General features: G+C 70.0%; 21 protein-coding genes, 5 pseudogenes and 1 riboswitch. Of the genes and pseudogenes, 13 read left to right on the top strand and 13 right to left on the bottom strand.

Annotation, left to right across the window (positions count from 1 at the left end; genetic code table 11):
* Positions 1-217: 217 nt before the first annotated feature.
* Both ACFYQA_RS12370 and ACFYQA_RS12365 read left to right on the top strand, forming a co-directional pair.
* A complete protein-coding gene (locus ACFYQA_RS12370) occupies positions 218-1,120 on the top strand; it encodes a hypothetical protein (RefSeq protein WP_388915410.1) in 903 nt (300 codons plus the stop codon).
* Positions 1,121-1,179: 59 nt separating this feature from the next.
* Positions 1,180-1,860, top strand: a complete 681-nt coding sequence (locus ACFYQA_RS12365; RefSeq protein WP_388915407.1) for a Uma2 family endonuclease — start codon at positions 1,180-1,182, stop codon at positions 1,858-1,860.
* A gap of 103 nt (positions 1,861-1,963) precedes the next feature.
* Here the strand turns inward: ACFYQA_RS12365 and groL are convergent, their stop codons facing one another.
* The 4 genes from groL to thrC all read right to left on the bottom strand — a co-directional run bounded on the left by groL (position 1,964) and on the right by thrC (position 6,448).
* Entirely contained in the window at positions 1,964-3,586 is a 1,623-nt protein-coding gene (gene groL, locus ACFYQA_RS12360) for a chaperonin GroEL (protein WP_388915404.1), read from the bottom strand.
* A gap of 483 nt (positions 3,587-4,069) precedes the next feature.
* On the bottom strand, positions 4,070-4,273 hold the full coding sequence (locus ACFYQA_RS12355; RefSeq protein WP_004986573.1) for a cold-shock protein: 204 nt from the start codon (positions 4,271-4,273) through the stop codon (positions 4,070-4,072).
* Between the two features lie 431 nt (positions 4,274-4,704).
* The gene (locus ACFYQA_RS12350) at positions 4,705-4,980 is read right to left on the bottom strand and encodes a MoaD/ThiS family protein (protein ID WP_388915399.1); all 276 of its coding nucleotides are present in this window, start codon (positions 4,978-4,980) and stop codon (positions 4,705-4,707) included.
* Positions 4,981-5,155: 175 nt separating this feature from the next.
* A complete protein-coding gene (gene thrC / locus ACFYQA_RS12345) occupies positions 5,156-6,448 on the bottom strand; it encodes a threonine synthase (protein ID WP_388915396.1) in 1,293 nt (430 codons plus the stop codon).
* An 18-nt stretch (positions 6,449-6,466) separates the two neighbouring features.
* Positions 6,467-6,719, bottom strand: a riboswitch (SAM riboswitch).
* Positions 6,720-6,981: 262 nt separating this feature from the next.
* On the opposite strand from thrC, the gene ACFYQA_RS12340 reads away from it, so the two are divergent.
* The 3 genes from ACFYQA_RS12340 (at position 6,982) to otsB (ending at position 10,534) form a co-directional block, all read left to right on the top strand.
* Positions 6,982-7,926 carry a glucosyl-3-phosphoglycerate synthase gene (locus ACFYQA_RS12340; RefSeq protein ID WP_388915660.1) on the top strand — a complete coding sequence of 315 codons (945 nt, stop codon included), beginning with the start codon at positions 6,982-6,984 and terminating at the stop codon, positions 7,924-7,926.
* A gap of 158 nt (positions 7,927-8,084) precedes the next feature.
* Complete coding sequence (locus tag ACFYQA_RS12335) at positions 8,085-9,491, top strand: trehalose-6-phosphate synthase (RefSeq protein WP_388915657.1); 1,407 nt, start codon at positions 8,085-8,087, stop codon at positions 9,489-9,491.
* A gap of 116 nt (positions 9,492-9,607) precedes the next feature.
* A complete protein-coding gene (gene otsB / locus ACFYQA_RS12330; protein WP_388915393.1) occupies positions 9,608-10,534 on the top strand; it encodes a trehalose-phosphatase in 927 nt (308 codons plus the stop codon).
* Positions 10,535-10,607: 73 nt separating this feature from the next.
* Here the strand turns inward: otsB and ACFYQA_RS12325 are convergent, their stop codons facing one another.
* The gene (locus tag ACFYQA_RS12325) at positions 10,608-10,919 is read right to left on the bottom strand and encodes a DUF3263 domain-containing protein (protein ID WP_388915390.1); all 312 of its coding nucleotides are present in this window, start codon (positions 10,917-10,919) and stop codon (positions 10,608-10,610) included.
* 65 nt (positions 10,920-10,984) lie between these two features.
* Positions 10,985-11,263: pseudogene (locus tag ACFYQA_RS12320) on the bottom strand (sugar ABC transporter substrate-binding protein); the annotation flags it as partial.
* A gap of 145 nt (positions 11,264-11,408) precedes the next feature.
* On the opposite strand from ACFYQA_RS12320, the gene ACFYQA_RS12315 reads away from it, so the two are divergent.
* The 3 genes from ACFYQA_RS12315 (at position 11,409) to ACFYQA_RS12305 (ending at position 14,567) form a co-directional block, all read left to right on the top strand.
* Positions 11,409-12,353, top strand: a complete 945-nt coding sequence (locus tag ACFYQA_RS12315) for an ROK family protein (protein ID WP_388915387.1) — start codon at positions 11,409-11,411, stop codon at positions 12,351-12,353.
* Complete coding sequence (nagA, locus tag ACFYQA_RS12310; RefSeq protein WP_388915384.1) at positions 12,353-13,513, top strand: N-acetylglucosamine-6-phosphate deacetylase; 1,161 nt, start codon at positions 12,353-12,355, stop codon at positions 13,511-13,513. Before ACFYQA_RS12315 ends, nagA begins: the two co-directional genes overlap by 1 nt.
* A 124-nt stretch (positions 13,514-13,637) precedes the next feature.
* Positions 13,638-14,567: a 1-phosphofructokinase family hexose kinase gene (locus ACFYQA_RS12305; RefSeq protein ID WP_388915381.1), complete on the top strand. Its 930-nt coding sequence runs from the start codon at positions 13,638-13,640 to the stop codon at positions 14,565-14,567.
* Positions 14,568-14,813: 246 nt separating this feature from the next.
* On the opposite strand, the gene ACFYQA_RS12300 is transcribed toward ACFYQA_RS12305, so the two are convergent.
* The 3 genes and pseudogenes from ACFYQA_RS12300 to ACFYQA_RS12290 all read right to left on the bottom strand — a co-directional run bounded on the left by ACFYQA_RS12300 (position 14,814) and on the right by ACFYQA_RS12290 (position 17,711).
* Positions 14,814-15,623 carry a transposase family protein gene (locus ACFYQA_RS12300; RefSeq protein ID WP_388915378.1) on the bottom strand — a complete coding sequence of 270 codons (810 nt, stop codon included), beginning with the start codon at positions 15,621-15,623 and terminating at the stop codon, positions 14,814-14,816.
* Between the two features lie 275 nt (positions 15,624-15,898).
* Positions 15,899-17,156 (bottom strand): annotated as a pseudogene (locus ACFYQA_RS12295) (ISL3 family transposase).
* A 204-nt stretch (positions 17,157-17,360) separates the two neighbouring features.
* The gene (locus ACFYQA_RS12290; RefSeq protein WP_388915375.1) at positions 17,361-17,711 is read right to left on the bottom strand and encodes a peptidase inhibitor family I36 protein; all 351 of its coding nucleotides are present in this window, start codon (positions 17,709-17,711) and stop codon (positions 17,361-17,363) included.
* Positions 17,712-17,817: 106 nt separating this feature from the next.
* On the opposite strand from ACFYQA_RS12290, the pseudogene ACFYQA_RS12285 reads away from it, so the two are divergent.
* Together ACFYQA_RS12285 and ACFYQA_RS12280 are read left to right on the top strand one after the other, a co-directional pair.
* A pseudogene (locus ACFYQA_RS12285) lies at positions 17,818-17,937 on the top strand (transcriptional regulator); the annotation flags it as partial.
* A 74-nt stretch (positions 17,938-18,011) separates the two neighbouring features.
* Complete coding sequence (locus tag ACFYQA_RS12280; RefSeq protein ID WP_388915372.1) at positions 18,012-18,146, top strand: hypothetical protein; 135 nt, start codon at positions 18,012-18,014, stop codon at positions 18,144-18,146.
* Between the two features lie 43 nt (positions 18,147-18,189).
* Here the strand turns inward: ACFYQA_RS12280 and ACFYQA_RS12275 are convergent.
* From ACFYQA_RS12275 to cdgB, 3 genes and pseudogenes are all read right to left on the bottom strand, one after another.
* Positions 18,190-18,659 (bottom strand): annotated as a pseudogene (locus ACFYQA_RS12275) (transposase).
* Positions 18,660-18,820: 161 nt separating this feature from the next.
* Positions 18,821-19,780, bottom strand: a complete 960-nt coding sequence (locus ACFYQA_RS12270) for a CBM35 domain-containing protein (protein ID WP_388915369.1) — start codon at positions 19,778-19,780, stop codon at positions 18,821-18,823.
* A gap of 153 nt (positions 19,781-19,933) precedes the next feature.
* Positions 19,934-21,619 (bottom strand): diguanylate cyclase CdgB, encoded by a 1,686-nt coding sequence (cdgB, locus tag ACFYQA_RS12265; RefSeq protein WP_388915366.1) that lies wholly within the window; start codon positions 21,617-21,619, stop codon positions 19,934-19,936.
* A gap of 382 nt (positions 21,620-22,001) precedes the next feature.
* On the opposite strand from cdgB, the gene ACFYQA_RS12260 reads away from it, so the two are divergent.
* A complete protein-coding gene (locus tag ACFYQA_RS12260; protein ID WP_388915363.1) occupies positions 22,002-22,586 on the top strand; it encodes a flavin reductase family protein in 585 nt (194 codons plus the stop codon).
* Between the two features lie 71 nt (positions 22,587-22,657).
* Positions 22,658-22,807 (top strand): annotated as a pseudogene (locus ACFYQA_RS12255) (GNAT family N-acetyltransferase); the annotation flags it as partial.
* Positions 22,808-22,863: 56 nt separating this feature from the next.
* Here ACFYQA_RS12255 and arfB read toward each other — a convergent pair.
* Entirely contained in the window at positions 22,864-23,301 is a 438-nt protein-coding gene (gene arfB, locus ACFYQA_RS12250) for an alternative ribosome rescue aminoacyl-tRNA hydrolase ArfB (protein WP_388915360.1), read from the bottom strand.
* Positions 23,302-23,446: 145 nt separating this feature from the next.
* On the opposite strand from arfB, the gene ACFYQA_RS12245 reads away from it, so the two are divergent.
* Positions 23,447-24,022 (top strand): TerD family protein, encoded by a 576-nt coding sequence (locus ACFYQA_RS12245; RefSeq protein ID WP_388915357.1) that lies wholly within the window; start codon positions 23,447-23,449, stop codon positions 24,020-24,022.
* Positions 24,023-24,132 lie beyond the last annotated feature (110 nt).

The following is a 24,132-nucleotide window of genomic DNA, read 5'->3' as shown; positions in this document are numbered from 1 at the left end:
CCGGAGCCCCCGAGGCTCAAGCCCCGACACCCGAGCCCTCTTTTCAAGGAATGGGTGGAGGGTCCCGACCCACCCTCCCACCCCGCATGTTGACTTGACGCAGTCGGTTTGCCACGCACAGTCACGAGGGTCTAGCGTGCCCGCATAACGAACAGCCCCCGCCCGGTGATGCCAACACCTGCGGGGGCTTGACCTACGAGATCGAAAGAGCGATCCCATGGCTGACGCCAACCTTAGTGCCGCCTTCCCGCCCGCGCACGTGTCTCCGCACCCGATGGCCGGTCCGGGGTACGGCAAACGCTCCGCTCCGGGCCAGTCCCCCCGCACGAACCACGACTTCGCGCACCTGCCGCCCCGCGAGGCGGCCATCGCCGCGTTCGTCGACCGCCTCCCCGACGGCGCCGACATCTCCGTGAAGACGCTGGCCAGGACGCTCCCGTACGGTCAGTGCGCTCTGCGGACCACCCTCAACAACCTCCATCGGGCGGGCCACTTGCGCCGCGGCCGGGAAACCGTGACGGCGACGGACACGGGCGGCGGCTCGCGCTGGATCACCCGTTCGTGGTTCTCCCGTACCGCGCGTGGCGACGACTGGTGGGCCGCGTTCACCCGTGGCGACGTACCGGAGGAAGCACCATCGGAGCAGGTTGAGCAGGCCCGCCCCACCCGTTCCCGCGCCCACGTCCTGCTCGCCGCCCTCGGCCGCGAGGTCCCCGCGCTGTCGCTCTCCCAGGCCGACTGCGCGCAGCTCGCCCCGCTGGTGGCGGAGTGGTTCGCACGCGGTGCCACCGACGAGGCCGTACGCACCGCCCTCACCGCCGGCCTGCCCGTACCGGTGCACCACCCGGCCGCCCTGCTCCGCCGCCGCCTGACCGACAAACTCCCGCCCGAACCGCCCTCCGCCCCGGCCCCGTGCCCGCCCCTGCGGCTCCTGGAATGCGCGAAGTGCCGTACGCCGGGACGTCCCGAGGCGCTGCCGGGCGGCGTCTGCGGCGCGTGTCGGGGTGAACGCGCCCCTGCCCGCTCCCACACGCCCCTGTCCGCCACCACGGTCCAGGCCCGCGCGGCCGGGATCCGCGCTGCGATGTCCCAGAAACGACGCGAAAGGACACCCGCATGACAGCTCCTACGGTCCGGCACCACCACCCCAGGGCACGATGGAGGAAAGGAGGCGACGCCATGACACCCGACACCGCTGACCGCCCGCAGATGTCCGTCGAGGACTTCGAGGAGCTCGTCCGCAGGGCTCCGAGGGAGATCCGCAACCGGCTGGAGTTCCTCGGCGGCCGGCTGTGCGTCCGGCACGGGCCGCTCGACGTCGACGAGTTCGAGGAGCTGGCCGAAACCGCTCCCGAAACGGTGCGGCTCGAGTACATCAACGGAAGGGTAGAGGTCAAGGCCATGCCGGACGGCAACCACCGGTCGATCTTCATGTGGCTGCTGCGCCAGTGCATGCAACAACGGCCCGACTTGGACCTCGTCCCCGAGTCCGGTCTCAGGGCCGAAACCTATCGCAAGGGCCGCGCCCGGACGGACGGCACTCTCGTTCCCGTGGACCACTTCAGGGGAGACGGCGAGTGGTCCGCTCCTGACGGCTCCCTCATGACGGTGGAAATCACCTCTCACGACCGCGACACCGACCGGCGTGACCGCGTCGACAAGCCCGTCGGCTACGCGGGAGCAGACATCCCCGTCTACCTCCTCATCGACCGCGACCACCACACTGTCGTCGTCCACAGCGAGCCGAAGGACGGCCGTTACCAGCAGTCCCGGTCCTACCCCTGGGGGGCGACCGTCGAGCTCCCGCCCCCGGTGAGCGTCACCCTCGACACCGAAAGGCTCAAGGACTACGCCGACTGAGCCTCGCCGGTCCGAGAACGCCCGAGGGCGGCACCCCCTGTCTGAACAGGAAGTGCCGCCCTCGGCACTGACGGACCGGGTCCGAACCTGAGGTGAGTCAGGCTCAGAAGTCCATGTCACCGCCCGGCATGCCGCCCGGAGCGGCCGCGCCGGCCTTCTCCGGCTTGTCGGCGATGACGGCCTCGGTGGTCAGGAACAGCGCGGCGATCGACGCGGCGTTCTGCAGCGCGGAACGCGTCACCTTGGCCGGGTCGATGATGCCTTCCTTGACCAGGTCGACGTACTCGCCGGTCGCGGCGTTCAGGCCGTGACCCGGGGTCAGGTTGCGCACCTTCTCCACCACGACACCGCCCTCGAGGCCGGCGTTCACGGCGATCTGCTTCAGCGGGGCCTCGAGCGCGATCTTCACGGCGTTGGCGCCGGTCGCCTCGTCACCCTCGAGCTCCAGCTTCTCGAACACCGAGGAGGCCTGGAGCAGGGCCACGCCGCCACCGGCGACGATGCCCTCCTCGACGGCCGCCTTCGCGTTGCGAACGGCGTCCTCGATGCGGTGCTTGCGCTCCTTGAGCTCGACCTCGGTGGCGGCACCGGCCTTGATGACCGCGACACCGCCGGCGAGCTTCGCCAGGCGCTCCTGCAGCTTCTCGCGGTCGTAGTCCGAGTCGCTGTTCTCGATCTCGGCGCGGATCTGGTTCACGCGGCCCTGGACCTGGTCGGCCGAGCCGGCACCGTCGACGATGGTGGTCTCGTCCTTGGTGATGACGACCTTGCGGGCACGGCCCAGAAGGTCGACCGTGGCGTTCTCCAGCTTGAGGCCGACCTCCTCGGAGATGACCTCGCCGCCCGTGAGGATGGAGATGTCGCCGAGCATGGCCTTGCGGCGGTCGCCGAAGCCCGGAGCCTTGACCGCGACGGACTTGAAGGTGCCGCGGATCTTGTTGACGACCAGGGTCGACAGAGCCTCGCCCTCGACGTCCTCGGCGATGATCAGCAGCGGCTTGCCCGACTGCATGACCTTCTCCAGGAGCGGCAGCAGGTCCTTGACGTTGCTGATCTTGGAGTTGGCGATCAGGATGTACGGGTCGTCGAGCGACGCCTCCATACGCTCCATGTCGGTGGCGAAGTACGCCGAGATGTAGCCCTTGTCGAAGCGCATACCCTCGGTGAGTTCCAGCTCCAGACCGAAGGTCTGGGACTCCTCGACGGTGATGACGCCTTCCTTGCCGACCTTGTCCATGGCCTCGGCGATGAGCTCGCCGATCTGGGTGTCGGCGGCGGAGATGGAGGCCGTGGAGGCGATCTGCTCCTTGGTCTCGACATCCTTCGCCTGCTCCAGCAGGGCACCGGAGACGGCCTCGACGGCCTTCTCGATACCGCGCTTGAGGGCCATCGGGTTGGCGCCGGCGGCTACGTTGCGCAGGCCCTCCTTGACCAGGGCCTGGGCGAGAACGGTCGCGGTGGTCGTACCGTCACCGGCGACGTCGTCCGTCTTCTTGGCGACTTCCTTGACCAGCTCGGCGCCGATCTTCTCGTACGGGTCCTCGAGCTCGATCTCCTTGGCGATGGACACACCATCGTTGGTGATCGTGGGGGCGCCCCACTTCTTCTCGAGGACGACGTTGCGGCCCTTGGGGCCGAGCGTCACCTTGACGGCGTCCGCGAGCTGGTTCATGCCGCGCTCGAGGCCGCGCCGTGCCTCCTCGTCGAACGCGATGATCTTGGCCATATGAAGTGGTCCCTCCAGGACTGGGGGTGATGACTCCAGGACCGCGCCCGCGCCCGCGACGGACGGCTCACAGACCCGGCGGTTCCTTGCTCCACCGGTCCTGCGGGCCTCACCGACCCGGTCCTTACGTTGTCACTCTCACCTTCAGAGTGCTAACGCAATGATTAGCACTCGACCCATGCGAGTGCAAGCGCCTTCGAGGATCGGCGGGTGACTCAGCCACCCGCGAACACCCCGGACAAGACGGACAACGCAACGAATCAGGGCACGGAGGCAGGGGCGGAGCAGAGGTGCAACAGGGGCGGAGCAGAGGCAGAGCAGGGACGGAGCAGGGACGGAGCAGAGGGGCGGGCGCGTCCCGACCCCCGGGCCGAGCGGCGGGACGGGCCCCGGACAAGGCGAAGGGCTCGCGCCCCCGGGGCGACCCCCGGAGACACGAGCCCTTCACTGGCAGGAAAATTCTTGTGGTTGCTGGTAGCGCGTTCAGGCGGTGACGCGAACCATGTCGGCCTGTGGGCCCTTCTGGCCCTGCGAGATCTCGAATTCGACCCGCTGGCCCTCTTCAAGGGTGCGGTAGCCGTCCATCTGGATCGCGCTGTAGTGGACGAAAACATCCGCACCACCGTCGACCGCGATGAAGCCGTATCCCTTCTCCGCGTTGAACCACTTGACGGTGCCCTGAGCCATGCCTAACTCCCCTATTACTGGCCCTTGCACAGATCCGCACTTCGCGGATCCGGGTCAGACCTCACTCCCCAAACGGTTGGGGGCGTGCGCCGGAACGCGTCGACCGCGGCTGAATGTATCTGCCCAACTGCCCTCTGCAACAGGTCAATCGGACGAGAAATCTCGACGTCGCCGGTCCGGAATGTGACGGTAGTTCGTCCGTTTTCAGGGCAAGTCAGGCCGGGCAAACGCCGCGAAAGCCGCAGAAGGGGCCCAGACTTTGGCTATATCCAGTCGGGCGGGCGGCAGGAATTAATGGTTCCCGATGGGGAAATCGGGGCCGTGTTCCCCGACTCTATCGTGTTCAATCCCACGGAATGGCCCCCTCCGCTTCTCTCGCGGAAGGGGCCATCCGATGAACGCTCAGTAATTCTGATTACCGATGGTAATGATCAGCCGCCGGCGACGGCCGGGATGATCGACACACCCACACCGTCCGGGGTCGCGGTCTGCAGGCCCTGCTCGAAGCGGACGTCGTCGTCGTTGACGTAGACGTTGACGAAGCGGCGCAGCTTGCCCTGGTCGTCGAGGACCCGGGCGGCGATCCCGGTGTGGTTCTTCTCCAGGTCGGCGATGACGTCGGCGAGAGTGGCGCCCTCGGCGCCGACCTCGGCCCTGCCACCGGTGTAGGTGCGCAGGATGGTGGGGATGCGAACGGTCACGCTCATGCGACTTGACCTCCAGTCACGATAAGATTACTTTGCGTGTCGGCCGCCGGGTCGGCGGTTTCGGCCTGTGGAGCAGATGCAGGACCTCGGCTCGGGTGCGTCCCGGGGGCCGTCGGCCGTGAAGCAGGAAACCCAGTGGGCGACCGCCGGCCTCCTCGGGGCTCCGAGGGGGAGGTCAAGCGAGGCCGGCCTCTCGGAACGACTCCAGGCTGGGACGGATGGTCGCGGTCAGGCCGGTGTCGGCCACCGCGTCCAGCGTCTTGAGGCCGTCGCCGGTGTTGAGCACGACGGTGGTCAGGGCCGGGTCCAGGTCACCGTTCTCGATCAGCTTCTTCGTGACGCCGACGGTCACGCCGCCCGCGGTCTCGGCGAAGATGCCCTCGGTCCGGGCGAGCAGCCTGATGGCCTCCACGACCTGCTCGTCCGTCACGTCCTCCACCGCGCCGCCGGTGCGGCGCGCGATGTCCAGGACGTACGGGCCGTCGGCGGGGTTGCCGATGGCGAGCGACTTGGCGATGGTCTTCGGCTTCTGCGGCCGGACGACGTCGTGGCCCGCCTTGTACGCGGTCGACACCGGCGAACAGCCCTCCGCCTGGGCACCGAAGATCTTGTACGGCCTGTCCTCGACGAGGCCGAGCTCGATCAGCTCCCGCAGCCCCTTGTCGATCTTCGTGAGCTGTGAGCCGGAGGCGATGGGGACGACGAGCTGGTCGGGCAGCCGCCAGCCGAGCTGCTCGCAGATCTCGTACGCGAGGGTCTTGGAGCCCTCGGCGTAGTACGGCCGCAGGTTGACGTTGACGAAGCCCCAGCCCTCGCCGGCCGGGTCGCCGATCAGCTCGGAGCAGAAACGGTTCACGTCGTCGTAGTTGCCCTCGATGCCGATGAGCTCCCCGCCGTAGACGGCGGCCATGACGACCTTGCCCTGCTCCAGGTCGTGCGGGATGAACACGCAGGAGCGCAGTCCGGCGCGGGCGGCGGCGGCGCCGACGGCACCGGCGAGGTTGCCCGTGGAGGAGCAGGAGAGGGTGGTGAAACCGAAGGCGCGGGCGGCCTCCAGGGCCTGGGCGACGACCCGGTCCTTGAAGGAGTGCGTCGGGTTGCCGGAGTCGTCCTTGACGTACAGGCCGCCGGTGACGCCGAGTTCGCGGGCGAGGTTGTCGGCCTGGACGAGCTTGGTCCAGCCGGGATTGATGTTCGGCTTGGTCGCCACGTCGGCGGGGACGGGCAGCAGGGGCGCGTAGCGCCAGATGTTCGCGGGGCCCGCTTCGATGCGCCGGCGCAGTTCCTCGGTGTCGTGGTCCGAGAAGTCGTAGGCGATCTCCAGCGGGCCGAAACACTCCTGGCAGGCGAAGACGGGACCGAGCGGTACGCGGTGGCCGCACTCGCGGCAGGACAGCGCGACGGCGGGGCCGAGATCGACCGAGGGCGCGGCGGATTCCGTAGTGCTTTCAACAGTCTGCACAGCCATGTGAGGCGAGGCCCTTTCTCCTCATCTTCCTCACGACGCATCTCGCCGTGAGACGGATTTGGCACCTTCCCTAGCCGGGAGCCTCGCGAGGACGATCAGCGACGCGATCCACTGCGATGCGCGGTGAACGCCGCAATGCGCGGTGATCGTCACGGTGCACGGTGATCATCACGGTGCGCTGCGATCGTCGATCGACGGTGATCTACGAGAACCGGCTGGAGGGTTGCCGGGGCTTCATCGGGCCGTTTCCCTCTGCCCCTCTGGATGAGCTGTATGCAGTTGTGTCGTGCGGTTGTGGGTCGTGCGGTAGTACGGCGCGGACGAGGACCCGAGAGGGTCGCGACCCCCGATGTGCGGGGTTCATCCGCGTTGTTCAAGACTGTAACCGAAGGCCAGGACGGTGGAGAGAGCACGTCCGAACCGCGAGACGGATCACAGGGGCATGGATCACAGGAGTACGGGCCGCCCTGATGGGAGCCGCAGGAGTATGGACCAGAGGAGTTATGGACCACAGAAGTGAGGAGCCACCGACCGTGCTGGAAGAAGTCGAGCGCTGGCTGGCCGACCGCTCCTGGTCCGTGACCGACCGCCCGGTGCACCGCCTCCTGACCGCGAAACGCGCCACGGGACAGACGGTGAGCGTGGTGCTGCCCGCGCTCAACGAGGAGGCCACCGTCGGCGGGATCGTCACGACGATCCGGCACGAGCTGATGCTGCGGGTCCCGCTGGTCGACGAGATCGTGGTCGTGGACTCCGGCTCGACCGACCGCACGTCGCAGGCGGCCGCCGCGGCGGGCGCGACCGTGGTGCACCGGGACACGATCCTGCCCCGCATCCCCGCCGTGCCCGGCAAGGGCGAGGTGCTGTGGCGCTCCCTGCTGGTCACCCGGGGGGACATCGTCTGCTTCGTCGACGCGGACCTCAGGGAGTTCTCCGCCGACTTCGTCTCCGGCATCGTCGGCCCCCTGCTCACCGAACCGGACGTGCAGCTGGTGAAGGCCATGTACGACCGGCCCCTGGGCTCCGCGGCCGGCCAGGGAGGCAGGGTCACGGAGCTGATGGCGCGCCCGCTGCTCAACCTGCACTGGCCGCAGCTGGCCGGCTTCGTGCAGCCGCTCGGCGGCGAGTACGCGGCCCGCCGCTCGCTCCTGGAACGGCTGCCCTTCCCCGTCGGCTACGGCGTCGAGCTGGGCATGCTGGTCGACGCCCTGCACCTGGTGGGCCTGGACGCCCTCGCCCAGGTCGACGTCGGCGTCCGCAGGCACCGCCACCAGGACGGCCAGGCCCTCGGCCGGATGGCCGCCGCGATCTACCGCACCGCCCACCTCCGCCTGGCCCGCGGCCACCTCGTCCGCCCCGCGCTCACCCAGTTCGAACGCACCGGCGCCGGCTTCGAGCCCCGCACCCACCCGGTGGACACGGAGGAACGGCCCCCGATGGCGGACATAGCCGAGTACCAGTCCCGCCGAGTGGCCTGACCACGACGGCCCGCGCACCCTGCCGCAGCCCTTGACCTGGCGTTCCGGGCGGGTCCGGCCGTATACGGCTCGTATACGGCCGGTTCGCCGATCCGCATACGGCTGATCCGCACGTTTGAGCGTTTCGGAGGCGGGCTAGGTTCAGGCGTATGGCTTCCATGCAGGCTGGTCAGGGTGCTCAGGTGCTGGTCGCGTCGAACCGCGGCCCCGTTTCGTACGCGGTGGACGAGGACGGTTCGCTGCGGGCCAGAAGGGGCGGCGGCGGGCTGGTGTCCGGGCTGTCGGCGATCGGGTCGGACACGGACGCGCTGTGGGTGTGCTCGGCACTGTCCGACGGCGACCGCGAGGCCGTGCGGCGCGGGATCGGCGAGGACGGCGTGCGGATGCTGGACATCCCCGCGGACGTGCACGCCGACGCGTACAACGGCATCGCGAACTCGGTGCTGTGGTTCGTGCACCACATGCTGTACCAGACACCGCTGGAGCCCGTCTTCGACGCGGAGTTCCGCCGGCAGTGGGCGTCCTACGAGGCCTACAACCGGGCGTTCGCCGTGGCGCTGGCCGAGGAGGCGGCCCAGGGGGCCGCGGTCGTGGTGCAGGACTACCATCTGGCGCTGGTCCCGGGGCTGCTCCGGGAGCTCCGCCCCGACCTGCGCATCGGTCACTTCTCGCACACGCCGTGGGCCCCGCCGGAGTACTTCCGGATGCTGCCCGACGACATCGCCGGGCAGGTGCTGCGCGGAATGCTGGGCGCGGACCGGCTCGGCTTCCTGACCCGGCGCTGGGCGGACGCGTTCACCGCGTGCTGCGAGCGGTTCGCGGACGGGCTCGGACGGACCGCGATCGGGGTGCACGGGCTGGGCATCGACGCGGACTTCCTGCGCGGCCGCGCGCACGAGACGGACGTCGAGGAACGGATCGTCACGCTCCGCGAGGAGATCGGCACGGCCCCCGACGGGACCCCGCGCAAGACCGTCGTCCGGGTCGACCGGACCGAGCTGTCGAAGAACATCGTGCGCGGCCTGCTCGCCTACCGCCAGCTCCTCGACGACCACCCCGAATGGCGCGAACGCGTCGTGCACGTCGCCTTCGCCTACCCCTCCCGGCAGGACCTCGCCGTGTACCGCGACTACACGGCCGAGGTGCAACGGGTCGCCCAGGAGATCAACGAGCGGTACGGGACCCCGGGCTGGCAGCCCGTCGTCCTGCACGTCAAGGACGACTTCGCGCGCTCCCTGGCCGCGTACCGGCTGGCCGACGTGGCCCTGGTCAACCCCATCCGGGACGGGATGAACCTGGTCGCCAAGGAGGTCCCGATCCTGTCCGACAGGGGCTGCGCGCTGGTGCTGTCCCGGGAGGCGGGCGCGTACGAGGAACTGGGCGAGGACGCGATCGCCGTCAACCCGTACGACGTGGTCGACACGGCGCGGGCCCTGCACGAAGGGCTCGCGATGCGCCCGGCGGAGCGGACCGAGCGCGCCAAACGCCTGGCCGAGGCGGCGACGGCACTGCCGCCGCAGCAATGGTTCCTGGACCAGCTGAACGCGCTGCGGGACGGAAGCTAGAACCGGGCCGCCCGCTCACCCGCCCGCTCGCCCGCCCGTTCTCCTGGCCTGCCCGCCGTCCCTGGATGGCCGGTCACGTATGCGTGTGGACGGGCGGGCGTGGATAGGTTGGCGGTATGGGCAGCTCTACGGATTCCACGGACCCGAACGCCACGCACCCCGACGCCTCCGATACCGACGCCACTGATGCCGGCGCCTCCGCCACCCTGCCGGTGCCCGCCACGCGGGCCGGGCGGGACGGGCTCGACGCGCTGCTCGCACGGCCGGGGAAGGCGCTGATCGCCCTCGACTTCGACGGGACGCTCTCGCCGATCGTGCCCGACCCCGAGCAGGCGCGCGCCCATCCCGGCGCGGTGCGCGCGCTCACCGCGCTCGCCCCGCGGGTGACCTCCGTGGCGGTGATCACCGGCCGGCCTCCCGCGGTCGCGGTGCGGCACGGCGGCTTCGCGGACGTCCCCGGCCTGGAGCACCTCGTCGTCCTCGGCCACTACGGCACCGAGCGCTGGGATGCCGCCACCGGTGACATCACCGCGCCCGCCCCGCACCCCGGGGTCGCCGCCGTCCGCGCGGAACTGCCGGGGCTGCTCGACCGGCTCGGCGCGCCGGAGGGCACCTGGACCGAGGAGAAGGGCCGCGCGGTGGCCGTCCACACCCGCAGGGCCGCCGACCCCCAGGCCGCCCTCGAGGCGCTGCGCGAACCGCTGACCGGCCTGGCACACCGGCACGGGCTGGTCGTCGAGCCCGGCCGCATGGTCCTGGAACTGCGTCCGCCCGGGATGGACAAGGGCGTCGCCCTGGCGGAGTACGCCCGCGAGATCGGCGCCGGGTCCGTCCTCTACGCGGGAGACGACCTGGGCGACCTCCCCGCCTACGCCGCCGTCGACACACTCCGCTCGGACGGTGTTCCCGGTGTGCTGGTGTGCAGCGGCAGCGACGAGGTCACGGAGCTGCGGGAACGCGCGGACGTGGTGGTCGACGGCCCCGCGGGTGTCGTACACCTGCTCGGGGCGCTGGCACGGGCCCTGGCTCCGCGAACGGACTGAGCGGCCGACCCGCCGACCGGGCGGCGCACCCGCCGGCAGCAGTCACCCCCGCCGCGCGGAACGCGGAACGCGTTCAGCGTTCCGCGCGGCGGGACTCGCGGACGCGGCGGAGCCGGTTCACGGTGACCGGGTCGTGGGCCAGGGCGCGGGGGTCGTCGAGCAGGGCGTTGAGAAGCTGGTAGTAGCGCACCGGGGCCAGGCCCAGCTCCTCACGGATCGCCCGCTCCTTCGCGCCGGGTCCGAGGAAGCCGCGGCGCTCCAGCGCGAGGATTCCCCGCTCGCGCCGCGCCGGCCACTCCTGGCCCTGTTCCCGCTCCCGCTCCCTCTCCTGTTCCCGCTCCTCGTCCGTGCCTGGGTCCTGGTCCGTGTCTGGGTCCTGGTCCATACCCCGCACGGTAGCCCCCGCCGCCGACAGCCGGTCCGCGGACGGGGGTGGACGGGGCAGGTGCCCTACTGCGCGCTCTCCGCGCGTGTGGCGGTCGCCTGGAGCCGGCCCAGTACGTCCTCGGGGCTGCCCTTCGGGGTCACGGCCTTGCCGATCCGCTGCTTGATGGCCGCGTTGACGTCGGCCCAGGAGGTGTTGCCGACCGGATAGAGCTCCGCGGTCGGCAACCGGTCGAGGAAGGGCCGGAGCTTCTTGTCCTCCGCGGACTCGTCCATCACGCGGGACGCGGAGATGGTGACCGGCAGCAGGTCGTACTCGCGGGAGAATCCGAGCCGCTCGTCCTCGCCAAGCTCCGCCGCCGCACTGTTTTCCGCTCCGACTCCGGCGCTCCGCGCCCTCCACTCCGAAAGGTTTCCGATCATCGGATCAAGGTCTCCACCACGTAAGTGGACTAGACCTCTTGCGGGTCCCGGGGTCACACTGTCCCCCGTGGAACATGTCATCGCCCTCGATGTGGGCGGCACCGGGATGAAGGCCGCCCTGGTCGGAGCGGACGGCACGCTGCTGCACCGGGCCCGCCGGGCCACCGCGCGCGACCGCGGCCCGGACGCGGTGGTCGCCGGAATCCTGGACTTCGCCGCCGACCTCCTCGCCCACGGCGCCGAGCACCTCGGCGAGCCCGCGTCCGCCGCCGGCCTCGCCGTCCCCGGCATCGTCGACGGGAGGCGGGGCATCGCCGTCTACGCCGCCAACCTCGGCTGGCGCGACCTCCCGCTGCGCGCCCTGCTCGCACAGCGGCTCGGCGGCATCCCGGTCGCCCTCGGCCACGACGTCCGCACCGGCGGGCTCGCCGAGGGCCGCATCGGGGCGGGCCGGGGCGCCGACCGGTTCCTGTTCGTGGCGCTGGGCACCGGCATCGCGGGCGCCATCGGCATCGACGGCCGGGTGGAGGCGGGCGCGCACGGCTTCGCGGGCGAGATCGGCCACATCGTCGTACGGCCCGGGGGCGCCCTCTGCCCGTGCGGTCAACGCGGCTGCCTGGAGCGGTACGCGTCCGCGGCGGCGGTCGGCGAGGCGTGGGCGGCGGCCTGCGGCGAGGAGGACGCGGACGCGGCCCACTGCGCCGCAGCCGTGGCCTCGGGCGACGTACGGGCCCGGAAGGTCTGGCAGGAGGCGGTCGAGGCGCTCGCCGACGGGCTGGTCAGCGCGCTCACCCTGCTGGACCCTCGGACCCTGATCATCGGTGGCGGGCTGGCCGAGGCCGGGGAAACCTTGTTCACACCGCTGCGGGAGGCCGTCCGGCAGCGGGTCACCTTCCAGAGACTGCCGTCCCTGGTCCCCGCGGCCCTCGGGGACACCGCCGGCTGCCTGGGCGCGGGACTTCTCGCCCGGGATCTCCTCACCACCATCGACCCCTCGGAGGTAACCACCTGATGGCCCCCACCAAGGTTCTCGCCGGTGCCCGGGTGGTACTGCCCACCGGGACCGTGGACAACGGCCGCGTGACCGTGGAGGGCACCCGGATCGTCGAGGGGGGTCCTCCCGGGGCGGAGCCCGCCGGGACCGAGACGCTCGACCTGACCGGGCACTGGCTGGTGCCCGGCTTCGTCGACCTCCACAACCACGGCGGCGGCGGCGCGTCCTTCCCCTCCGGGACGGCCGACGAGGTCCTCAAGGGCATCCACACCCACCGCCTGCACGGCACCACCACCCTGGTCGCCTCGACCGTCACCGGTGACATGGACGTCCTCGTCCGGCGCGCGGGTCTGCTGGCGGAGCTGGCCGAACAGGGCGACATCGCCGGCATCCACTTCGAGGGCCCGTTCATCTCGCCGTGCCGCAAAGGCGCGCACTCCGAGGAACTGCTGCGCGACCCCGACCCGGCGGAGGTCCGCAAACTGATCGACGCCGCCCACGGCCGGGCGAAGATGGTCACCCTCGCCACCGAACTGCCCGGCGGCCTCGACTCCGTACGCCTGCTGGCCGAACACGGCGTGATCGCGGCCGTCGGCCACACCGACGCGACGTACGAGCAGACCGTGGCGGCCATCGACGCGGGCGCCACGGTCGCCACCCACCTGTTCAACGCGATGCCGGCGCTCGGCCACCGCGCCCCCGGCCCGATCACCGCCCTGCTGGAGGACGAGCGGGTCACGGTCGAGTTGATCAACGACGGCACCCATCTGCACCCGGCCGCCCTCCAGTTGGCGTTCCACCACGCGGGCCCCGGGCGGGTGGCGTTCGTCACGGACGCGATGGACGCGGCCGGCTTCGGCGACGGCCGCTACCTGCTCGGCCCGCTGGAGGTCGAGGTCGCCGACGGTGTGGCCCGGCTGGTGGAGGGCGGCTCCATCGCGGGGTCGACGCTCACCCTGGACCGTGCCCTCAAGCGGGCGGTGACCGTCGACGGGCTGCCCGTCGAGCACGCGGTCGCGGCCCTGTCCGCCACCCCGGCACGACTGCTGGGCATGGACGACAGGATCGGCTCCCTGGAACCCGGGAAGGACGCCGACCTGGTGGTTCTCGACGCGGACTTCACCCTCAAGGGCGTGATGCGCCGGGGCGAATGGGTGATCGCTCCCCAACTGGGCTGATCCGTCCCCCCCTTCTCTCCCCGGTCGGGCCCCGGCCGGGGAGAGCGGGGCCCGCCGGGGGGTGGGCCGACGGCCGTCTCTTTGGCATGATCAGGGGCCGGCAAGACGGAGGGAGGCCGGCCCGGTGATCCTCACGGTGACGCTGAACACCGCTCTCGACATCACCCATCACGTGCCCGCCCTGCGCCCGGGCGCCTCCCACCGGGTCACCGAGGTGACCGAACGCCCCGGCGGCAAGGGCGTCAACGTGGCCAGGGTGCTCGCCGCCCTGGGCCACGAGGTGACGGTCACCGGCTTCACCGGCGGCTTCACCGGACGGCTCCTGCGCGAGGGGCTCATCGCGATACCGGGGCTGACGGACGCGCTGCTCCCGGTGTCCGGCACGACCCGGCGCACCGTGGCCGTGGTCGACGAACGCTCCGGCACCACCACCCAGCTCAACGAGCCCGGCCCGGTCGTCTCCCCCGCCGAGTGGCACGCCTTCCAGGAGGTCTACGAGGATCTGCTGGACGGCGTCTCGGCGGTGGCCCTGTGCGGCAGCCTGCCCCCGGGCGTCCCGGTCGGCGCCTATGCCGGGCTGGTCCGCACCGCCCGCGCCGCCAAGGTGCCCGTCCTCCTCGACACCAGCGGGGCACCGCTGCGCCGCGGGATCGCCGGACGCCCCGACCTCCTCAAGCCGAACGCCGAGGAACTGGCCGAACTCACCGGCTCCCACGAGCCGTTGACCGCCACCCAGGACGCCCGCCGGCGCGGCGCCGGCGCGGTGGTCGCCTCCCTGGGCCCGCAGGGGCTGCTCGCGGTGACCCCGGAGGGCCGCTGGCGCGCCACCCCGCCGGCCCGCCTGCGCGGCAACCCCACCGGCGCCGGCGACTCCCTGGTCGCGGGCCTGCTCTCGGGCCTGGTCACCAACCTCCCCTGGCCGGACCGCCTCGCCCGAGCCGTCGCGTTGTCGGCGGCGACGGTATTGGCGCCGGTTGCGGGCGAGTTCGACCGGGAGGCTTATGAGGAACTGCTCGGGCGGGTGGCGATCACAGGGGAGGTCAGCGCGGCCTGAGGCATGCCCTACGCAGTTGTCACCGATGGCTTATTTCATGTCAGGCACCGATCACCGCTGTTGAGCTTTCACCTCTCACAACTCACGTTCATGGATCAGCACTTGTGCTGGCACCCAAAGCACCGTCTCCGAGTGGAGGGGTCGTCGCAGACTGGGGACCGCCTGGCAGATGCCGGCATGCTGCGGGCCGAGCCGGTCGCCTCCGATCCGACGGTCTCCCGCCTACTGACGTTTTCTCAGCGGTGATCATTTCCAGATTCTGTTGAGGGTGAGGGCGGCGCGGGCGATGTCGCCGATCCGGCTGGGGCTGATGGTGATGTGTTGCAGGCTGCGCCAGCGCTGCTTGAGTTCGGCTGCGGCACGTTCGCCGAGAGCTCGCATGCCTCTGATCAGACTGTTGGTGGTTCGCGTGTCGGTGTGCAGAGCCTGTTCTGACTGGCCCTTTGGGCGGCGGACCGGGAGGAGGATGCCGATGCCGGCGCCGATGTATCCCTTGTCGGCCAGGGTGGGCAGCCCGTCGGCCGCCGCTTTGTAGAGGGCGGGCAGGGCGTGGATGCGGGCAGCGGTGATGTCGGGGGTGGAGCCGGGCTCGACGTCGGAGACCCACAGCGGGGTGCCGTCCGGTGCAGCCAGGAACTGCACGTTGCCGCCGAACGCCTTGTGCTTCTGGCTGAACCACAGGTCGTTGCCGTTGTCCCGGACGCCGGCGAGGCGGTCTGATGCGATCAGCGTGCCGTCGAGGATCACGTGGGTCATGCCCTCTTGTCGGCAGCGATCCAGGACCTCGTGCAGGTTGAGGGCCTGGGCGGCGAGGACGTCGACGCCTTCGTGCAGGTAGCGGTAGCCGGTGGCCTGGGAGATGCCGGCGTCGCGGGCCAGGCAGTGGACGCATCCGCGTTCGCGGAACCAGCGCAGCACCAGCACGGCTTGACGGAACGGGCCGAGCGCGCGGCTGCCGCGAGGGGTGCCGATTCGGCGGCGGTGGGCAGCGAGCAGACGCGAAAGGTGGTCCACAACGTGGCGCGGGACATCGAGCGTGGCAACATAGGTGACCAACGTGAAGCCTCTGGTGGTTACGGAAATGATCTTGTGGTGAGACCTGTCCTACCAGGGGCTTTACGTCTGTCCACGGCTGGGCCCAGCTCGTCCGGCCTGCTCACGCATCGAGTGGTTCATGCCGCTTCACGTAGATCATTTCGCTGAGAAAATGTCAGTGACTTGACGATCTATAGGAGCTTCAGAGTCAAGCCTAGAGAGTTGAGGGAAAATAGCGTCCGCAGCGTCCGCCGGGGTTCCCTTACCGGGCTCTTGTGCTGGACCTGTGAGTGTGATCATGCGAGTTGACGCCGTGGGAGGACTGGTCGGTTGCCGCCGAGGCAGAGCATGACGAGGGCGATGACGGCCTCGGCGGTGCGGAAGCCGAAGCCGCGGCGGATGATCAGGCGGGTCTTGGTGTTGGTGGACTCGGTCAGGCCGTTGGAGAGTTTCTCGGCGATGGCGTGGAGGATCGCCTCGTAGTGCCGTTTGACCTTGCGTGCCAGCTCGGTGAAGGCGGGCAGGCGGGCAGCGCACCGCCCAGGACAGCCACCGGCCCAGGGCCTTCGCGGCGGCTTCTGTGCCCTCCTCGGCAGCGATCCGGTAGATCGTGCGCAGGCCCTCCTTGAGCAGGTAGGCGCGGTGCAGGCGGGGGTCGTTGGCGGCGATCCAGGCGAGTTTGGCCTGCTGGCGGGTGGTGAGGTCCTCGGGGTTCTTCCACAGCGCGTGGCGGGAGTGCTTGAGCCGGCGGGCGAGTTCGGGGTCGTCGGCCTCGCGCCGGGCGCGGTTCCAGGCGGCCCGGCGTTCCTCGTCAAGGGCGTCGGCGGCCCAGGCCACCACGTGGAACGGGTCCATGGCGCGGACGGCGTTCGGGGCCCGCTCGGCGACGACGTCGGCAATCCACTCCGCACCGTCGGCGCTGATGTGGGTGAGCATCTGGGCCCGCTGCTCACCGAGCGCGTCGAAGAAGGAGCGCAGCACGTCCTTGCCGTGGCCGTCGGCCATCCACACCACGTGGCGACTGTCGTGGTCGACCGCGACGGTCATGTACTTCTGGCCGCGGCGGTAGGAGATCTCGTCGATGCCGATCCGGCGCAGGCCGGCCAGGCGGTCCAGGCCGGCGTCGGCCTGATGGCGGGTGAGGATGGCACCGACCGTGCGCCAGGCGGTCCTTATCACCTGGGCGGTCGCGGACTTGGAGCACTCGGTGGCCATCCAGGCGACCTGCTGGTCGAAGTCGCGGGTGTGCCCGGTATCGTGTCGCGCCCAGGGAACGGCGGCAACCACCACGCCGTGCCGGCCGCAGCGGACTCGGGGTGCTTCCGCCTCCAGGTACAGCTTCAAACCCACCGCGTCCAGGTGCCGCCAGCGCCGCCGACCGGCTCCGGTGTCGAAGAGCGGGCAGCGGGCCTGGCAAATCCCGCAACGGCGACGCGCCCGGGACCTCGGACGCACCGCGACCACGATGGCCTCTGCTTCTTCCTCGAACCATGCGTCCTCCGGCACGGCCTGCTCGCATCCGACCAAAGCGTTCAATACTATGGTGAACCGCACGCCGTCCCTCCGGTACTCCAGATCTCGGGCATAGACACCTCAAGATCTGCACCGGGAACGGCGTGTACTGCGCCAGGCGCTCCGCAGCAACCCACAGATGGAGCAGAAGAGCCCCTTACGCCTCTGGCCTGCGCCGCTCCTGGCCGACGCTAAACAAAATGTTTAGCGTCCGCCAGTGTCCGGGCGCGCTCGGTTACTAGAGCCTCATTTTGCGTAGATTGCAACCGAGTTAATGGTGCCGGGGTTGTCTGAGTAGGTGCCCGGTCCCAGAGTGATTCGCTTGGTACCGGTAGCACAGCCGGTGGTGGCGTTCCAGAACTCTATGCGATATGGCGTCTGGTTTGAGACGGACTTGGCAATCTTGTCGAGGGGATAGCAGCCGGGCGTGAGGTTATACACGATCCTGGCTCCAGTCCTGTTCGCCCCCGACCATCCGCAGAAGTACCCTTTCGTGCAGGTATTGGGATCAGCCGCCGCGGCCGGTGTGACAAAGGCGCCGCCCAGCAACGTGCCGGCCACAGCCACCGTTGTCAGGCTTTTCTTGAGCATGTTCATATGAGGTTTCCTCTATCCCTGATTGGCAGACATGGGGATGGTAGCTCAGGGAGCACAGCTTCACTAGTGTCTGATATAGCGTCAAATTCTATGTATCACCGGGCACTTGGCCCTATGGCCGTCTCTTTCTTCGTCGAGCGCGCAGGCCGCCCGCGAGGCACTCGCCGTGAGCTTGCAGTACCTGCGCAAGGACGCCGGCCTCACCGGGAAGGGACTTTCCGCCCGGCGCTGACCTAGTGGGGCCAGTCAGAACAGGCTCTGCACACCGACACGCGAACCACCAACAGTCTGATCAGAGGCATGCGAGCTCTCGGCGAACGTGCCGCAGCCGAACTCAAGCAGCGCTGGCGCACCCGGCAACACATCACCATCAGCCCCAGCCGGATCGGCGACATCGCCCGCGCCGCCCTCACCCTCAACAGAATCTGGAAATGATCACCGCTGAGAAAACGTCACTGACCTTGAATGCGTGATGTCGTCATGGTGGCTGGTGCCGGAGGTCGGTTCCGGTGAGGCAGCGTCGAGGGCGTCGTGGCGGTACTGGAGTTGGCGTAGGCCGCATCGGACCGCGGTGATCAGCTCGTCGGGGTCGACGAAGGCGCGGTTGGCCACGGTGGTGCGTCGCAGTACGGACCAGATGCCCTCGACCGGGTTGAGGTCGGGCGCGTAGGGCGGCAGCCGGAAGACGGTGAGCCAGTCGCGGTCGGCGATGCAGCGGTGCATGCCGGCGGTGAGGCGGGTGTTGAGATGGTCCCAGACCAGCACTCTCGGCCCGCCCTGTGACCAGGCTTTGCGCCGGCGCTGCACCGACCTGACGCTGACCCGCAGGTTGTGCGCGATGACTGTATTCTTATCGCCCTGTCGGAACCGCCCGGCCGCCTCCAACCGCAAATTATCGCGGAAAGTACGTCGTCCGTCGGTCAGCCCGCCGCCTTGCGCATACCTCATACAGTCGGCTTATCGCAGAGATCATGAGACGTCAGCCCCTACGACACCACGCTTTGAAGGTCAGTAGGCGAACGACGCCGCCGCATGCCCCGAAAGGCGAATCGGCGGCTCCATCCTTTTCAACCCACTCAGCCACAAGCTGACCACAGTTTTTCCTGTCGTCAGCTTGGCGGCTCCTCCGTCAGCCAGAACTGATCGAGGTTCGCATTGCACTGGTTGCCCTCATTGCAGACGAGCTCGATCGTGTTCGTGCCCTTGTTGAGGTTCACGTTGGCCCAAGTGGTCTGCCAACCCTTCTCCCAGTCCCCCTCGGGCAGGTTGCCGAAGTTCTTCATGCCCAACGAACGGGATTCGGCTTCGCCGTTGACCACCAGCGTGGCATCGGCGTCCACGCCCGGAATGCCGTAGCGCACGTACAGCCGATACGTCTCGGAATCCTTGATGCCGTCGACGGTCCAGGTGACCTTCGCGCCCACCTTGTTGAAGCCCGCTACATAGCCCCCGCCATCGGCCTTCGCGCCCTTGATCTCCGACGCCTGGACGGTCCCGCCGTCCAGGCGGAGCGCTTTCGCGTCGATGGCCGGCAGCTCGGCCTCGTCGTCCGGCGCCTTCTCACTCGTCGCCGACGGGCTGGGTTCGCTGGTCTGGGCCTGGGTCGGCGTCGAGTCGGCCTGGTTCTCGCCCTTGTCGTCCTCGCCGTCGCCGTCGCCGCCGATCATGGCCACGCTGATGCCGATGACCACCGCGGCGACCACCGCGACGGCGCCGATGAGCAGGCCCTTGGTGTTCGGGCCGCGGCCCCGGCCGCCGCCGCCGTGACCACCGCGGCTGCCCGGAAGCTGCGAGGAGACGGTGGGGGCGGCGCCGGGCAGTGTCTCCGGTGCCGCGTAGTTCGCGTTCGGCCGGCCGTGCGTTCCCTGCTGCGGCGCCTGCGGCGCCTGCGCCACGGGGCCCTGCTGGCCGTACTGACGCGTGCCGACCGGCCGCACCCGGTTGACCGAGTTCGGGTAGCCGTAGCCCCCGGACGGCGGCTGGGCTCCGTTGGCCTGCCCGTCGGCGTAGAGGTAGCCGAACGGGTCGTCGTCCTCGGGCGTGTTTGCGCCGTTGTTGCCGGACGTCATCCCTTGGTACTCCTAGCTGCGGATCGGGTGCGGTACGGGTGGTGAGGTAGGCGAGCCTACCTCCCCCCATTCTCGAATCTACTCGAACGGGGGGACCCCCATCCGACCACCCGAACGAGTTACTCGGGCCGCATCAACCCGCTGACCTGGGGCTCACCCCGCCCGCCGATGCTGTTTGGGACGAGATCGTTTCTCGATGTACATCCGCTCGTCGGCCGACTTCAGCACTTCGTCCGCCGTCATCCCGCAGTGGGCCCACCCGATGCCGAAGCTGGCACCGACCCGCACGGCCCGGCCCTCGGCCCGGATGGGCTGGATGATCTCGTTGCGCAGCCGTACGGCGAGGTCCTGGGCGTCGGCCCGGCCGAGCCCGTTGGCGAGGATCACGAACTCGTCGCCGCCGAGCCGGGCGACGGTGTCGCCGTCCCGGACGCCGTCGCCGAGCCGGCGGGCGACCTCGATGAGCACCGCGTCGCCCGCGTTGTGCCCGAACCGGTCGTTGATCGACTTGAAGCCGTCGAGGTCGCAGAAGAGCACCGCGAGACCCTTGGCGCCGTCGTCGTGGTCCGCGTCGGGGGCGATGGCGTGCACGTGGTGGTCGTACCCCTCGAACCCCTCGGCCTCGGGCGGGAAGTCGAAATCGTGGCCGCGGTCGAAGGCGGGCGGGCCGTAGGCGGCGTCCTGGGAGCCGAAGGACTCGAAGGCGGCCATGGCTTCGTCCACGGCGGCGGGCAGTATCGACGGGCGCTGCCGGCACAGGCGGGCGGAGAGCCGGGCGCGCAGCTCCGCGGAGTTCGGCAGGCCGGTGAGGGAGTCGTGGGAGGCACGGTGGGCGAGCTGCAGCTCGCGGCGCTTGCGCTCCTCGATGTCCTCGACGTGGGTGAGCAGGAAGCGCGGCCCGTCGGCCGCGTCGGCGACCACGGAGTTGCGCAGGGACACCCACACGTAGGTGCCGTCCCGGCGGGTCAGCCGCAGCTCGGCGCGGCCGCCCTCGGCGGAGGTCCGCAGCAGCGTGCCGATGTCCTCGGGGTGCACGAGGTCGGAGAAGGAGTAGCGGCGCATCGCGGAGGCGGGGCGGCCGAGCAGCCGGCACAGCGCGTCGTTGGTGCGCAGGACGCGTCCGTGCTGGTCGCCGCCCATCTCCGCGACGGCCATGCCGGACGGGGCGTACTCGAAGGCCTGCCGGAAGCTCTCCTCACTGGCGCGCAGGGCCTGCTGCTCGCGCTCCAGGCGAACCAGGGCGCGCTGCATGTTGGAGCGCAGCCGGGCGTTGCTGATCGCGATGGCGGCCTGGAAGGCGTACATCTGGAGCGCTTCGCGGCCCCAGGCGCCGGGCAGCCGGCCGTTGCGCGGGCGGTCCACGGAGAGCACGCCGACCAGTTCGCCGGCTCCGCCGCCCTGCGGGCCGGGGGCGTACATCGGGGCGAAGAGCCGGTCGGAGGGGTGCCACTCGTCCTCGAAGCGGGGGGCGGGCCCGTCGGTGTACCACTGGGGGACGTCGTCGTCGTCGAGGACCCAGCCCTCGGTGTGCGGTATGAAGATCAGGTCGCCCCAGGCCTCGCCCATGGAGAGGCGGCGCTCCCAGGACTCGCGCGAGCCGACCCGGCCGGTGATGAGGGATTCCGCGGCCGCGTTGCCCGAGAGGGCGGCCACGACCAGGTCGCCGTCGGGGCGCACGAGGTTGACGCAGGCCAGTTCGTACCCCAGGGCGTCGACGGCGCCGTCGGCGACGGTCTGGAGGGTGTCGGCCAGACTGCGGGCCGTGTTCATGTCGGCCATGCCCTGGTGCAGTTGCCGCAGGGAAGCAAGACGGACATAGGGCTCCGACTCGGTCTCCATGCTCACCCTCCCCCCGGGACCTCGCAGCGAATCAAGCGTTCTCATCGGCGTATCGTCCTGGCAGCCTCCCCGCCACTGAATCACAGCGCGCTGCCCACTCGGTACACAGGGTCAACAATTGTCGCCCCTTGTGATTCAAGTCACAACTAAACATGAACAATTGGGAGACCTTTCCGCAGTTTCTCCGGCCATTCACCGGATATGCCGAATGAACGGCATGCGCTGCATGCGCCGCATGCGAATTCCGCACCCTTTCCACAGGGTTCGGTCCGTGCGTGCCGGCTCACGCCCGTGGAGCGCAGGAGTCCGTCGCTGGTCCTAGGTCCCCGCTCGGGCGGAGGCCCGATGCGGGACGTACGGAGCGGAGACTAGCGTTTCCGGTGTGCTGAACACTCCCGTACCCCCGCCCACGATCACCGCCGTACCCGCCGCCCGGCATGCTGAGGGGGTGAGCAACGACGAGTTCCGCGCAGCCATGTCCCGTCTGGCCGCCGGTGTGGTCCTGGTGACCGCACAGGAGCCGCCGCTGGACCCGGACGACCCGCGGGCACCGGTCGGCGAGGACGTCGGCATGACCGCGACCGCGTTCCTGTCGGTGTCCCTGGACCCGCCATTGGTACTGGTCAGCCTGCGCGAGGGCTCCCGCATGGACGACCTGCTCGACGAGCAGCCACTGTGGTCGGTGTCGGTCCTGTCCGAGAGCCAGCGGCACATCGCGGGCCGCTTCTCGATGAAGGGCAGGATCAGCGACCGCCTCCTCTTCGAGGACATCCCGTACGTGCGGGGCGAGTACAGCGGTGCCCCCCTGGTCGGCGGCGCCCTCGCCACCCTGGAGTGCCGCACCGAGCAGAGGGTGCCGGCCGGCGACCACACCCTGGTGATCGGCCGCGTCCTGGCAGCGGACGCACCCAGCACGGGCGGCGGGCCGCTGGCCTACTTCCAGGGCCGTTACCGGCACCTGGCCTGAACGTTTTCCGGGCACTTCGCGAACCGGAAAATCCTTTCACCGAAAGGGAATTGCGCCCCTACGCCGCCCGGGTGACAAAGACCACAACTCCCCGCCTCGAAGGGATCACCCCGAAAAACCTCGACGCCGCCCTCGGCCTACGCGTCCGCCCCGACCAGGAGTTCGCGGTCGCCCCGGTCGCGAAGTCCCTCGCCGAGGCATACGTCCACTCCGGCTCCGCCTGATCCCGCCCGGGGTCATCCCCAGGCCCACGCGAAACACCCGGGTCCTGCCCAGGTCACCCCCAGTCGCGCGCGGAGCGTCCCCGCTTCGTCTCCGAGCGCTGCTTCTTCTCCCGCAGCCGGCGCTCGTTGATGCCGCGGGGGATGCGGGTCGGCTTGCGGGGCCGGGGCGGGGGCGCGGTGGCCTCGGCGAGGAGCGCCGTGAGGCGCACGGCGGCGGTCTCGCGGTTGCGCCACTGGGAGCGGTGCTCGGAGGCCCGGACGGTGACGACACCGCCGGTCAGCCGCCCCGCCAGCCGCTCCAGCGCCCGCTCCTTCCACACCTCGGGCAGCGCTTCGGTGGCGGCGAGGTCGAAACGCAGCTCGACCTGCGAGTCGGTGGTGTTCACGTGCTGCCCGCCGGGCCCCGACGAACGCGAGAAACGCCAGATGAGCTCGGCCTCGGGCAGGAGGACGGAGCCGCGGATGACATGGGGACCGGACATGCCGTCCATGGTCTCGCCCCTGACCGGTCCGCGTCACCCGAATATCCCGGGTAAAGAAAGTAAAGCCACCTGGAACCTCGCGTGCCCCTCTCGCGTTCAAGGGGGTAGCTGTAGCTTCTTAGCCGTACGTACACGAGGGAAGGGACTCCCAACAATGGCTGTAAGCCTGTCCAAGGGTGGCAACGTCTCGCTCACCAAGGAGGCTCCGGGCCTGACCGCCGTCACCGTGGGTCTCGGCTGGGACGTCCGCACCACCACCGGCACGGACTTCGACCTCGACGCCTCCGCGATCGCGGCCAACCCGCAGGGCAAGGTGTACTCGGACGGTCACTTCGTCTTCTTCAACAACAAGCAGACCCCGGACAACACCATCGTCCACACCGGCGACAACCGCACCGGTGAGGGCGAGGGCGACGACGAGCAGATCAACGTCAACCTGGCCGGCCTCCCGGCGGACATCGACAAGATCGTCTTCCCGGTCTCGATCTACGACGCCGAGAACCGCAGCCAGAACTTCGGCCAGGTGCGCAACGCGTACATCCGCGTCATCAACCAGGCCGGCGGCACCGAGATCGCCCGCTACGACCTGTCCGAGGACGCGGCCACCGAGACCGCCATGGTCTTCGGCGAGCTGTACCGCAACGGTGCCGAGTGGAAGTTCCGCGCCGTCGGCCAGGGCTACGCCTCGGGCCTGACGGGCATCGCCCAGGACTTCGGCGTCAACGTCTGACGGACGCCCCACGCCACGCTTCGGAGCCCCCGGCCCGCCTTCTCGGCGGCCGGGGGCTCCGGCACGCGCAGGGCACGTTCCAGGGCTGCGGGGCTTCGGCCTTCGGCTCT

The sequence above is a fragment of the Streptomyces sp. NPDC005774 genome (assembly GCF_042871645.1).
GTDB classification, from domain to species: domain Bacteria; phylum Actinomycetota; class Actinomycetes; order Streptomycetales; family Streptomycetaceae; genus Streptomyces; species Streptomyces pratens.
Note: the sequence above shows the minus strand (reverse complement) of the source record. Positions and strands in the feature narration are given on the sequence as shown.

Excerpts from the sequence above, each read along its gene's own strand:
- ACFYQA_RS12370 (WP_388915410.1), top strand. The coding sequence starts at position 218 with ATGGCTGACGCCAACCTTAGTGCCGCCTTCCCGCCCGCGCACGTGTCT.
- ACFYQA_RS12365 (WP_388915407.1), top strand. The coding sequence starts at position 1,180 with ATGACACCCGACACCGCTGACCGCCCGCAGATGTCCGTCGAGGACTTC.
- groL (WP_388915404.1), bottom strand. The coding sequence starts at position 3,586 with ATGGCCAAGATCATCGCGTTCGACGAGGAGGCACGGCGCGGCCTCGAG.
- ACFYQA_RS12355 (WP_004986573.1), bottom strand. The coding sequence starts at position 4,273 with ATGGCTCAGGGCACCGTCAAGTGGTTCAACGCGGAGAAGGGATACGGC.
- ACFYQA_RS12350 (WP_388915399.1), bottom strand. The coding sequence starts at position 4,980 with ATGAGCGTGACCGTTCGCATCCCCACCATCCTGCGCACCTACACCGGT.
- thrC (WP_388915396.1), bottom strand. The coding sequence starts at position 6,448 with ATGGCTGTGCAGACTGTTGAAAGCACTACGGAATCCGCCGCGCCCTCG.
- ACFYQA_RS12335 (WP_388915657.1), top strand. The coding sequence starts at position 8,085 with ATGCAGGCTGGTCAGGGTGCTCAGGTGCTGGTCGCGTCGAACCGCGGC.
- otsB (WP_388915393.1), top strand. The coding sequence starts at position 9,608 with ATGGGCAGCTCTACGGATTCCACGGACCCGAACGCCACGCACCCCGAC.
- ACFYQA_RS12325 (WP_388915390.1), bottom strand. The coding sequence starts at position 10,919 with ATGGACCAGGACCCAGACACGGACCAGGACCCAGGCACGGACGAGGAG.
- nagA (WP_388915384.1), top strand. The coding sequence starts at position 12,353 with ATGGCCCCCACCAAGGTTCTCGCCGGTGCCCGGGTGGTACTGCCCACC.
- ACFYQA_RS12290 (WP_388915375.1), bottom strand. The coding sequence starts at position 17,711 with ATGAACATGCTCAAGAAAAGCCTGACAACGGTGGCTGTGGCCGGCACG.
- ACFYQA_RS12280 (WP_388915372.1), top strand. The coding sequence starts at position 18,012 with ATGCGAGCTCTCGGCGAACGTGCCGCAGCCGAACTCAAGCAGCGCTGG.
- ACFYQA_RS12270 (WP_388915369.1), bottom strand. The coding sequence starts at position 19,780 with ATGACGTCCGGCAACAACGGCGCAAACACGCCCGAGGACGACGACCCG.
- cdgB (WP_388915366.1), bottom strand. The coding sequence starts at position 21,619 with ATGGAGACCGAGTCGGAGCCCTATGTCCGTCTTGCTTCCCTGCGGCAA.
- arfB (WP_388915360.1), bottom strand. The coding sequence starts at position 23,301 with ATGGACGGCATGTCCGGTCCCCATGTCATCCGCGGCTCCGTCCTCCTG.
- ACFYQA_RS12245 (WP_388915357.1), top strand. The coding sequence starts at position 23,447 with ATGGCTGTAAGCCTGTCCAAGGGTGGCAACGTCTCGCTCACCAAGGAG.